General features: G+C 35.7%; 3 protein-coding genes. 2 read left to right on the plus strand and 1 reads right to left on the minus strand.

Annotation, left to right across the window (positions count from 1 at the left end):
* The coding region (locus Q4487_RS16945) for an OmpA family protein (RefSeq protein ID WP_303545738.1) at nucleotides 1-1209 on the plus strand (1209 nt) is incomplete at its 5' end.
* Nucleotides 1210-1274: 65 nt separating this feature from the next.
* Here Q4487_RS16945 and Q4487_RS16950 read toward each other — a convergent pair.
* Nucleotides 1275-1853: a TetR/AcrR family transcriptional regulator gene (locus tag Q4487_RS16950; protein ID WP_100895555.1), complete on the minus strand. Its 579-nt coding sequence runs from the start codon at nucleotides 1851-1853 to the stop codon at nucleotides 1275-1277.
* Nucleotides 1854-2617: 764 nt separating this feature from the next.
* Between Q4487_RS16950 and Q4487_RS16955 the strand changes: the two genes are divergently transcribed.
* Nucleotides 2618-13914: Ig-like domain-containing protein (locus Q4487_RS16955; RefSeq protein WP_303571923.1), on the plus strand; the 11297-nt coding region annotated here is incomplete at its 3' end.

Genomic DNA, 13914 nt, shown 5'->3' on the forward strand with positions numbered 1-13914 from the left:
TTTGCCCGCGATAAAGATGGCGTTAGTAGACTTAAATTATACAGAGCTACAAAAGTTGGTGACCAATGGAAAAAAATCACAGAACTACCTTTTAATAGTGATGAGTATTCTGTAGCACACCCTGCCCTATCGCCTGATGAAACAAAATTATATTTTGCTTCTGATATGCCTGGTACGCGTGGTATGTCTGACCTGTATGTGGTAGATATTATTGCTGACGGATCATTTAGTGCTCCCCTAAATCTTGGTAATAAAATTAATACAGAATCTAGAGAAACGTTTCCGTTTGTATCTAAAAATAACATCTTGTATTTTGCCTCTGATGGACATCCTGGACTTGGTGGTTTAGATATTTTTGCTACACAAATTACTGATAACTTTAACGACTCTTACATCTTAAATATTGGGAAACCCGTAAACAGCAAACAAGATGATTTTTCTTTGATTTTTGATGAAGACACTCAAAAAGGATTCTTTGCCTCTAACCGTGATGGTGGTAAAGGATATGATGATATTTATAGCTTTGTTCAAACAAAAGAACTAAACCTTAATTGCTATAATACAATTACAGGTACTGCTGTTAATCTTAAAACAGGTGCTAGTATTGCAGACGCTGCTGTGCAAGTAAAAGACAAAGAAAACACTTTGGTTTTTGAAACTAAAACTGATAAAAAAGGAAACTTTACAATTGATGATATTTGCTGGGAGGATACCTATACCCTACTGGGACAAAAAATAGAGTTTGAAAACGGAACTACCTCTTTTGCTATAGAACGTAACAAAGAAATTGATCCTGTTATTGTAAAATTAAATCCTATTAAAAGGGCTGCCCCTATTGGTACAGATTTAACTAAGTACTTAAAATTAGATCCTATTTATTTTGACCTTGATAAATCGTTTATTAGGATTGATGGACAAATTACAATGCAACAAGTATTTGCATATCTTAAAGAATATCCAGAGGTGGTTATTGAAGTTAGATCACATACTGATGCTAGAGCTACTACTGCTTACAACCAAGCATTATCTAACAGAAGAGCCAAAGAAACGGTAAAGTATTTATTAGACAATGGTATTGCGCCTGAGCGTGTGTCAGGCAAAGGTTTTGGGGAATCTCAACTAACTAACAACTGCGATTCTAATAGCAAATGCTCCGAAGAACAACACCAACAAAATAGAAGATCTGAGTTTATTGTAATTAAAAACTAAAACATAAAACAAACAAAAAAGAGGAAGCTAAAGCTTCCTCTTTTTTTATAATAAACAATAAGTGTTTATTTATTCTCTATCCCTTTAAATATAAAATCTGTTAACTGCTTTTCTATCTCTATTGGGTTTACTTTTATATCGTCATTGGTTATCATACTAAACAACCATCGCATTGATGAAATTACCATAAACGTTGAAAACTCACTGTCCATTTTACGTAAGGAACCTTCAGCAATACCTTCTTCAATTATATTACTAACAGTACTAATATAACCTGATCTTTTAACCTTAAAGTCTTCTAACTTTTCATCTTTTAAACTACGCCACTCATACACAAAAAGAGAAACCTCATAAGGCTTATTAAGCGTGTATTGTACATGTTTAGAAATAACAAACTTTAGTTTTTCAACTGGAGAATAAGAAGAATTCATAATATTGTCCAAATACACCACAAATTCCTCTAACGTACTAAATATATAATCTTCTAATAAAGCTTCTTTAGAATCTATGTAATTGTAAACATTAGCAACTTCAAAATTTAACTCGTGCGCAATATCACGCATTGTAGTTGCCTTAAATCCTTTTTCACTTATTAGCTTAAGTGTCTTTTCAAAAAATAATTCCTTTTTTGTTATTCTTTTCATAAAGTTAGTTTGATACTATTTTGATTGAGGTCTGTTTTCATAAAAAAACAAGATTCAAATATATGAACGAACGTTAACAAAACAATACAAAACACAACACTTTAATATTCCTTTAACGTTTAAAGAGGACTACAGTAATTAATTTATTATCAAACGTTAATTATTAAGTGTATTAGACATAAAAAAGTTTTACATACAAAAAGAGCAATTTCACATACAAATATGTAGAAACACACAACAAAAGTGAGTAATACGCACTATTTTTTTATAAATTAATGATTAAATACATAACGCCTTTTTTTAAATAAAAAGTTAAATTTTACATCATTACAATTAATAAAAAACAATTCATTTATTTATTTTTTTCTTACAAAAAAGACGGATTATCAATCTAGCTTTTATCATACAAATAAGCTATATTTTAGAGTTATAAACTCCGCATTTACAATATGTAAGATATATTAATTGGTTACAGTTAACCCTCTTATTATTTCTTTTTTACGATCAAGACATATACAAATACTCAAAATATTTAACCTTAAATAAAATTTAACAAAATTTTAAACAAAAACTTAAATAACAAACATAAAGAAAAGTACCAATCAGTCTTTATTTTTAATTTATTGTAATAATTTTACTATAACGTAATTAAGAAATATCAATTAACAAAAAAAAAATAAAATGTAGACATAAGTCAAAATATAAATACATACATATCATTAACAATTATTTAAAGATTTCCCCAGTTAAAAAATAATCAACACATGATCAGAAAATTCCCATCAACTAAAAAAAGACCAAATTTATCTCGTTTACTTTTTTTAACCGTCCTCTACCTATGTATTCCTATAAATTTACTATCCTATAATAAGAGTAAACTTGATAATGCAAGTGAAAATGTAATTTTTGCAAATCCCATATTAGATTTAAATGCTTTTACGGCCGGCAATAATAACACATATACTCTAGATCCATCAACATCCAATATATATTCAATAGGTATAAGCCCTTCTGTGACTTCTGATAATGGTTTTGTACAAAGTGCAACTATATCTGTTTCTGGAGTTGCCGATACACCCACTGGAGAATTAATTTCTTTTAATGACGGTAGTGGATTTATATTATTTTACTTAGGTGGTACTGCCCCTTATCCTTCTAGGGTATTTAACTTTGGAGGTACCAATATTTTAGTAACACAAACATCTGGCACAACATTCTTAATTACTGAATTCTCTGGAAACCCAATACCAAACGCATCTTTTCAAGCTTTTATAGCTGGTACTTATTACGGTAATTTATCTGAACCTCAAACAGATGGTTTAAGAACAATAGATGTTCAGTTTACTGATAGTTTTGCTCAATCTAGTATTTCTCAGACTTTCTTTAATGTATATACACAACCAGTAGCATATGATAATATTAATAATATTAGTGCTAGCTCTACAGGAACTGTTACAGGAAACGTATTGACCGATGGAACTCCTGATTATGGAAATAATATTTTTGTATCTGAAGTTGATGTTTATCCTGCCAGTGTTGGTAGTGTTTATAACACATTGTACGGTAGTGTCACTATACAAGCAAACGGTAGTTATGTATATGATGTGGATGAAGCTAACTCATCGGTAACAGGTTTAAAAAGTGGAGAAGCACTTCAGGACATTGTTTCTTACACTATTAGAGATCCAGATGGTTATATTGATTATGGTATACTTACAGTGACTATTAATGGTGTTGATGAAGCACCTATTGCATTAGATAATACCGATGAAATAACTGTTGTAGTAGAGAGTGACGTCTCTGGTAATATAATAACCGATATAGGTGTTGATGGAGCTGATTATGTAGATAGAGGTTTATCTACTTTAGTCTGGGAAAATCAATTTACCAATGGTGAAACTGTTAATGGAAAATCAAAAACTATTGGAGGAGTACAACTTAGTTTTATATCTACAGATCCTTCATCTGTAGGTACGGTTAACAACCAGATAGTTTTAACTACTAGTACTAATGGTGGACACACAGGTTACTTGCTTTACCAAATAGATGCAGCAACAAACCCCTCTGGAGACACAGAGTTAATTATAACTTTTAATGAACCAGTATTTAATTTAGGTTTTCTTGTTACCGATATTGATTATTCTCAAAGTACTACTTGGCAAGATCAAATAACTATAAATGGTTCATTAGATGGAACTGCATCGAACTTCACTTTTGTAACAACTGGTGGTGTTGTAAATACTTCTGGTAATACTTTTTATGGCACAGGTAGTGCAATTGAGAGTGATGCAACAGGTAATGTAAATGTATTTTTTAACGAACCTATAAATCAATTAAGATTAGGTTATAATTATGGTCCAGATGTTACCGATGCAAACCCTAATGCTCAAATAGCGGGTGTGTCTGATATTTACTGGCAAGGAGATAATCCAATGATACAGATTATTGAAATTGATGCCAGCGCAGGGAACGTAAATACAGTTTATACTGGCACATATGGTACTATTACAGTAAATAGTGACGGTAGTTATACATATACACCAGATGTTAGCAACCCTAATGTATCTGGTTTACTAATAGGACAAACTCTTACTGAAACTTTTGAATATAGATTATCTGATGGTTCTAATTCTGACATAGCTAACTTAATTATAACATTAAAAGGAAATAAAACACCTCCTAAAATAGATATTACTACTCCTATTGAAGGTGACGATGTTGTTAATGCATCTGAAGATGATGATGTGTCTATTTCTGGTACCACTACTGGTATTGAAGACAACCAAATTGTTACAGTAACTTTTTCTGATGGCACAAATACTGTAACCACAACGGCTACAGTAACTGGTGATAATTGGACCGCTACAGATGCAGATATTTCTGGATTAACTAACGGTACAATTACTGTTACCGCAGATGTTGAAGACATAGCCGGAAATCCTGCTACAGATAACGAACCTGTAACTTTAGATAATACATTGCCAACAATAGACATTACAACTCCTATTGAGGGTGATGATGTAGTAAATGCATCTGAAGATAATGATGTATCTATTTCTGGTACCACTACTGGCGTAGAAAACGGTCAAATTGTTACAGTAACTTTTTCTGATGGTACAAATACTGTAACAACAACGGCTACTGTTACGGGTAACTCTTGGACTGCTACAGATGCAGATATTTCTGGATTAACTAACGGTACAATTACTGTTACTGCAGATGTTACCGATGTAGCACTAAACCCAGCAACAGATAATGATCCTATTACACTAGATAACTCATTACCTACAATAGACATTACAACTCCTATTGAAGGAGATGATATTGTGAATGCAGCTGAAGATGGTGATGTCACTATCTCCGGTACTACTACTGGTGTAGAAGACGGTCAAATTGTTACAGTAACTTTTTCTGATGGTACAAATACTGTGACAACAACGGCTACTGTTACGGGTAACTCTTGGACAGCTACAGATGCAGATATTTCTGGTTTAACTAACGGTACAATTACTGTTACTGCAGATGTAACCGATGTAGCGTTAAACCCAGCAACAGATAATGATCCTGTTACACTTGAAAACTCTGTGCCAACTATAGATATTACTACGCCTATTGAAGGGGATAATGTGGTAAATGCGTCTGAAGATAATGATGTCACTATTTCTGGTACAACTACGGGTGTAGAAGACAACCAAACTGTAACTATTATATTTAGTGATGGTACAAATACAGTAACTACTACAGCTACTGTCATTGGTAACAATTGGACTGCTACAGATGCAGATATTTCTACTTTAACTAACGGACCAATTTCTGTTATTGCAGATGTTACTGATGTAGCGCTAAACCCTGCAACAGATAATGAACCTGTCATCTTAGATAATTCTTTACCTACTATAGATATTGATACTCCTATTGAAGGGGACAATGTGGTTAGTGGATCAGAAGATAACGATGTTAGTGTGTCAGGAACAACTACCGGAGTTGAAGACAATCAAACAGTAACCGTAACTTTTTCTGATGGATCAAACATTGTAACTACAACGGCTACAGTAACTGGTGGTGTGTGGACAGCAACAGATGCCGATGTATCTGGATTAAACAACGGACCAATTACCGTAACTGCAGATGTTACCGATGTAGCATTAAATCCGGCTACAGATAACGAACCTGTTACACTTGATAATTCATTACCTACAATAGACATTGCAACACCTATAGAAGGTGATAATATTGTAAATGCATCAGAAGATAATGATGTTACTATTTCTGGTACAACTACGGGTGTAGAAAATAATCAAATAGTAACCGTAACTTTTTCTGATGGTACAAATACTGTGACAACAACTGCTACTGTTAGCGCTAATTCCTGGACTGCTACAGATGCAGATATTTCTGCTTTAACCAACGGACCAATAACCGTTACTGCAGATGTTACTGATGTAGCTTTAAACCCTGCTACAGATAATGATCCAATAGCATTAGACAATACAATTCCTGTAGTAACAATAGTTATAGACAATGTTACTACAAATAACCTTGTCACTGCTTCCGAAGCTGCAAATAATATACCTATAACAGGTACAGTAAGTGGTGATTTTAACACCGGAGACACGGTTACTTTAACCATAAACGGAACAAACTACACTGGTACTGTAGATTCTGGAGGAGTTTTTAGTATTGACGTACCTGGATCTGAATTACAAGAGGATGTAGATTTGACCATTGAAGGTAGTGTTACTACAACTGACGCTGCAGGAAACTCAAGTTCTGCCTCTACAACTAAAATATACAATTTAGATAATGATGGAGATGGTGTAGCTAATAATATAGATGAGGATGATGATAATGATGGTATTACCGATGTTGTTGAAGGAACAACAGATTTTGATAACGATGGTATTCCTAATTACTTAGACCTAGATAGTGATAATGATGGTATACCAGACGTTGTTGAAACTGGAAACGGAAGTTTAGACCTAGACGGAAATGGATCTATAGACACTGCAGAAAGTGCTCCCGGAACAAATGGTATTCCTAATAGCGCTGAAGACGGAGGTATAGATGGCAACGGAGTTATAAATATTCCTGCAGATAGTGATGGTTCTGGAAGTCCTAACTATTTAGATATTGATTCTGATAATGATGGTATTAGAGATTTAGTAGAATCGCAAACAGATGCCGGTTTGGTACAGTTATCTGGTAACGATACAGATAATGATGGTGTAGATGATGCTTTTGATGCCGATAACGGTGGTAGTTTTACAAATATTCCGGAAAATACAGATGGTGGTACTAATCCAGATTATTTAGATTTGGATAGTGATGATGATGGTATTATTGATAATATTGAATGGCAATCAACATCTAATTATATACCTCCAAGTGCGGATGGTGATGGTAATGGTCTTGCTGACAATTATGAAACATCTTCCGGGTCTGGTATATCTATAAACCAGCCTGCTAACTCAGATGGTGCAGACTCTCCAGATTTTAGAGATTTAGATTCAGATAATGATGGTTTAACAGATTATGTAGAAGCCTATGATGTAGATGGAGATAATATTGCTGACACCTTACCAACAAATAATGATGTTGATAACGATGGTCTAGAAGATGGTTTTGATAATAGTACAACTGAAACTAATGGAATTGCTGATCCTAACGGACCTACAAATAGCAACCAACAGGTTACAAACTTTCCTAATGATCAAGATCCTTTTACAAGTGAAGTAGATTTTAGAGATGGTACAACACATATAGACCCTATAGATACAGATGGGGATAACGTAGATAATGATTTAGATATTGATGATGATAACGATGGAATTTTAGATTATGTAGAATCTTTAGGGTTTACACCTACAGATACAAAAGGTGATGCTTGTGGTATACCTGCTGGCTCATTTAATGGAGGTACATACATTGGCGGTGGATCCGGAGCGGGTACATTAGGTGCTGAATATAGGTTTTCTACAGTGGTAAGTTCATCATTAGGTGTGTTAGATGCTATTGTTAGAATTACGGATATTGATAATGCAACTTTGGTCTCTATTGATGATAATGCTTCTGGTAGTGAAAACGCTTGGCAACCAAACTTTACAATTGGTGGTACTACTGGTGCTACAGGAGGTATGTCTTTTAATGTACGTTTAGTTGCAACAGGAACAAATTTTCAAGTTAATCTTATAAGGTTTGGTGGTGTTATTTATGATATTGATGGTGCCAACACAAGAGAAAGTGTTACTTTAACAAGACCAGGACTGTATGCTATAGATAGCAACTCATTACTTACAGTTTCAGAAAATTTAGCTACAGGTACAGCTACTTTTCAAGGTCCTCCACAAACGTGGGCAGGAGTAGATTTTGGTGCTAAACTTGCTGCATATTTCAACTTTTATGAGACTACAAACTTAGATATAACATTTAGTGGTGAATTACTAACGTCTTCTCCTAATAATTATTTAGGTTCTGTATTGTTTCAAACTTGTGATATTAACGGGTTATTCACTCCAACAAACACTACGTCTTCTAATAATACTGATGGTTCTGCAACTACTGCTTCTGGACCTGGAACAGCTCCTGTATATACTATTTACCAAGGTATAGATAGTGACAATGATGGTATAGAAGATCATTTAGATATTGATTCTGATAATGATGGTATTCCAGATAATGTAGAGGCGCAACCAACAACAGGATATGTAGCCCCTTCAAATACATTTGACGCAAACGGATTAGATACAAATTACCCAAGTGGGTTAATACCTGAAAATACAGATATAGATGCAAACCCTGATTATTTAGATCTAGACTCTGATGAAGATAGCCTTAGTGATACCGAAGAAGCTGGTTTTAATTCGGCTTCAAACAACTTAGATGCTGACGGTGATGGTCTTTTAGATGATTTTGACGATGTAGATACTTCAGGTGCTCTTTTTGATACGAATGACGATCAAAATAATGGAGCTTCAGACCTGCCAAATATAGCTATTAATGCAACATCAGAAGTAGATTACCGTGAAGCTGGTATAGATGATAATGACTTGGATGGTATAGCAGATTCTATTGATTTAGATGATGATAACGATGGTATTCTAGATACTGCAGAAAGTCCTGGCGGACTTGACCCTAGTGCAGACGATGATGGAGACGGAATACTTAACTTTAGAGATTTAGACTTAGGTGCCGATACAAATTCTGATGGTATTGTTGATGATTTTGATACTGATTTAGATGGAGTTCCAAATCATTTTGATTTAGATGCTGATAATGATGGTATATATGATATTGTTGAGGCAGGGAGCAACCAAGCACACACAAACGGAATTTTAAATGGTGTTGTTGGTACAGATGGTGTTCCAAATAGTGTGCAAGACAGCGGACAAGAAAATAGTGGCACTGTTAATTATACAATTGCTGATTCTGAAAGCACACCTGACGGTATTCCTGACTTTTTAGAATTAGATTCAGATGGTGATTTATGTTTTGATGTTATTGAAGCTGGTTTTACAGATCCAAACGGTGATGGTATACTTGGAGATGCACCAACAACGGTTAATGCTAACGGAGTTGTAATTGATACTGATGTAACAGATGGTTACACTGTTCCTAATAATGAAGATAGTGCAAGTAATTCTCAATATGACTTTCAGCAACCTGGTGTTGCCCCTACTATAGCCAATACTGCAGATCAGCCGCAAGATGTTATTACAAATGCAGATACATCAGAGTCTTTTTCTGTTACTGCTACAGGAACAAACCTAGTGTATCAATGGCAAGTAGATGACCAATCCGGTGGTGGTTTTGTTGATATTGATGATGCAAATAATTCTGATATTTACACAGGAAGTACTACTTCTACTCTAACTTTATCTGGAATAACTGTAGCTCAAGACGGATATCAATATGGAGTTATAATTTCAGAACTTTCATATGTATGTTCTCCTGCTGTCTCAGATATTGCATTACTAACTGTTGATATTACCAACCCAGTTATAGCTATCAATGTTGTTGCAGTAGATGATATTGTCAATGCAATAGAAGATAATTCTCCTGTTACCATATCCGGAACAACAGATGCAGAAGATGGTCAAATAGTAACTGTTAATTTAAATGGTAATACCTATACCGCTACCGTATCTTCTGGTAATTGGACATTTGATATCAGTGCTGCAGAAGCTCAAGCACTTGATCCTTTAGAGACTATATTGGCAAATGTGTCAGATTTAGCAGGTAATGCTGCGACACAAGCAACTAGGGATATTGTTCACGATGTAGACGCAACTATAGATATTACTACACCTATTGAAGGTGATAATATTGTAAATGCTGCTGAAGATGGTGATGTTACTATTTCAGGTGTCACAACCGATGTAGAAGCAGGACAAACGGTAATCGTAACTTTTGATGACGGTTCTAATCCTGTTGTTACAACTACGGCGACTGTAAACCCTGACGGGTCTTGGACCGCTACAGATGCAGATATTTCTATGTTGAATAATGGTACTATTACCGTTAAAGCAGATGTTACAGATTTAGCCGGTAACCCTGCAACGGATAATGATCCTATAACCTTAGAAAATACAATACCTACTATAGATATTACAACTCCTATTGAAGTAGATGATATTGTTAATGCAGCAGAAGATAAGGATGTTACTATTTCTGGTACTACTACTGATGTGGAGGACAACCAAACGGTAACTGTTACCTTAAGTGATGGTACAAATACAGTGACTACTACAGCTAATGTTACCGGTAATTCTTGGACTGCTACAGATGCTGACATTTCCGGTTTAACTAATGGACTAATAACTGTTACGGCAGATGTTGAAGACATTGCAGGTAACCCCGCAACCGATAATGATCCTATTAGATTAGATAACTCATTACCTACTATAGATATTACAACTCCTATTGAAGGAGACGATATTGTTAATGCAGCTGAAGATGGTGATGTTACTATTTCCGGTACTACTACTGGTGTAGAAGACGGTCAAACCGTAACGGTAACTTTTGATGACGGTAGTAACACTGTAACTACAACAGCTTCTGTAAACGGTGGTACGTGGACTGCTATTGATGCTGACATCTCTATGTTAGATAATGGACCAATAACTGTTACTGCAGATGTAACTGATGTAGCTTTAAACCCTGCAACAGATAATGATCCTGTAATACTTGAAAACTCTGTGCCAACTATAGATATTACAACTCCTATTGAAGGAGATGATATCGTTAATGCAGCAGAAGATAACGATGTTACTATTTCTGGTACTACCACTGGTGTGGAGGACAACCAAACTGTTACTGTAACTTTTAGTGATGGTACAAATACTGTGACTACAACAGCTATTGTTACTGGTAATACTTGGACTGCTACAGATGCAGATATTTCTGGATTAATTAATGGACCAATAACTGTTACGGCAGATGTTACCGATATAGCGCTGAATCCTGCAACAGATAATGATCCTATTATTTTAGATAATACAGTGCCAACAATAGATATTGATACTCCTATTGAAGGAGATGATATTGTAAATACCACTGAAGATAAAAACGTAACTATTTCTGGTACAACTACGGATGTTGAGGACAACCAAATAGTTACAGTAACTTTATCTGACGGATCAAATACTGTGACTACCACGGCTATTGTAACTGGTAATGTATGGACAGCAGCAGATGCAGATATATCTGGGTTAAACAACGGACCAATTACCGTTACGGCAGATGTAACAGACGTAGCTCTTAATCCTGCTACAGATAATGAAGCAATTACCTTAGACAATATACTACCATCAATAAATATAACTACACCAATAGAAGTAGATGATATTGTAAATGCAGCTGAAGATGGTGATGTTACTATTTCTGGAACTACTGTTGGCGTAGAAGATAACCAAACTGTTACCGTAACTTTTTCTGATGGAACTAATACCATCACTACAACAGCTACTGTAACAGGTAATGCTTGGACTGCAGCTGATGCAGACATCTCAAGTTTAACTAATGGAACAATAACCGTAACAGCAGATGTGACCGATGTGGCACTTAATCCGGCATCAGATAATGATCCTGTTACTCTTGATAACACAATACCTTCTATAGATATTACAACACCTATAGAAGTTGATGATATTGTAAATGCCGCAGAAGATGGTGATGTTACTATTTCCGGTACTACCACTGATGTGGAAGCGGGACAAACGGTAACCGTAACTTTTGATGACGGTACCAATCCGGTTGTTACAACTACGGCAACTGTAAATCCTGATGGATCGTGGACCGCTACAGATGCAGATATCTCTATGTTGAATAATGGTACTGTTACCGTTACAGCAGATGTTACAGATGTAGCGCTAAACCCTGCAACGGATAATGATCCTGTTACTCTTGATAATACAATACCTACTATAGATATCACTACACCTATAGAAGTTGATGATATTGTAAATGCCGCAGAAGATGGTGATGTTACTATTTCTGGTACAACTACAGATGTGGAAGCAGGACAAACGGTAACCGTAACTTTTGATGACGGTACCAATCCTGTTGTTACGACTACGGCAACTGTAAACCCTGATGGATCTTGGACCGCTACAGATGCAGATATCTCTATGTTGAATAATGGAACAATTACCGTAACAGCAGATGTGACCGATGTAGCACTTAATCCGGCAACGGATAATGATCCTGTTACTCTTGATAATACAATACCTATTATAGATATTACAACACCTATAGAAGTTGATGATATTGTAAATGCAGCAGAAGATGGTGATGTTACTATTTCCGGTACTACCACAGATGTGGAAGCGGGACAAACGGTAACCGTAACTTTTGATGACGGTACCAATCCTGTTGTTACAACTACCGCAACTGTAAATCCTGATGGGTCTTGGACTGCAGCAGATGCAGACATCTCTATGTTGAACAATGGAACAATTGCCGTAACAGCAGATGTGACCGATGTGGCACTTAATCCGGCAACGGATAATGATCCTGTTACTCTTGATAATACAATACCTACTATAGATATCACAACACCTATAGAAATTGATGATATTGTAAATGCCGCAGAAGATGGTGATGTTACTATTTCCGGTACTACCACAGATGTGGAAGCGGGACAAACGGTAACCGTAACTTTTGATGACGGTACCAATCCTGTTGTTACGACTACGGCAACTGTAAACCCTGATGGGTCCTGGACCGCTACAGATGCAGATATCTCTATGTTGAATAATGGTACTATTACCGTTACAGCAGATGTGACCGATGTGGCACTTAATCCGGCATCAGATAATGATCCTGTTACTCTTGATAACACAATACCTTCTATAGATATTACAACACCTATAGAAGTTGATGATATTGTAAATGCCGCAGAAGATGGTGATGTTACTATTTCCGGTACTACCACAGATGTGGAAGCGGGACAAACGGTAACCGTAACTTTTGATGACGGTACCAATCCTGTTGTTACAACTACGGCAACTGTAAACCCTGATGGGTCCTGGACCGCTACAGATGCAGATATCTCTATGTTGAATAATGGTACTATTACCGTTACAGCAGATGTGACCGATGTAGCGCTTAATCCGGCAACGGATAGTGATCCTGTTACTCTTGATAATACAATACCTACTATAGATATTACAACACCTATAGAAATTGATGATATTGTTAATGAAGAAGAAGCTAATGATGTTACTATTTTGGGTACTACTACTGGTGTCGAGGATGGTCAAACCGTTACTATAACATTTAGTGACGGAATAAATACTATAACAACAACGGCTAGTGTTTCTGGAGGCTTATGGACGGCTACAGATGCGGATATTTCTGGGCTTACAAACGGACCAATTACTGTTACTGCCGATGTTACAGATGTAGCTCTTAACCCAGCAACAGATAATGATCCTATTGTTTTAGATAATTCAGTGCCAACCGTAGACAGCTTTAGTACAATAGACATTACTCCTGTTTTAACAGGTCAAGGAGATCCTAATGAAGACCTTATTATTGAACTAGACACTAATGGTGATAATGT

Origin of the sequence: Cellulophaga sp. 3_MG-2023, assembly GCF_030546975.1 — a bacterium.
GTDB lineage: Bacteria > Bacteroidota > Bacteroidia > Flavobacteriales > Flavobacteriaceae > Cellulophaga.

Bases quoted from the DNA above. Each gene is read 5' to 3' on its own strand.
- Q4487_RS16950 (WP_100895555.1), bottom strand. From the start codon at position 1,853: ATGAAAAGAATAACAAAAAAGGAATTATTTTTTGAAAAGACACTTAAG.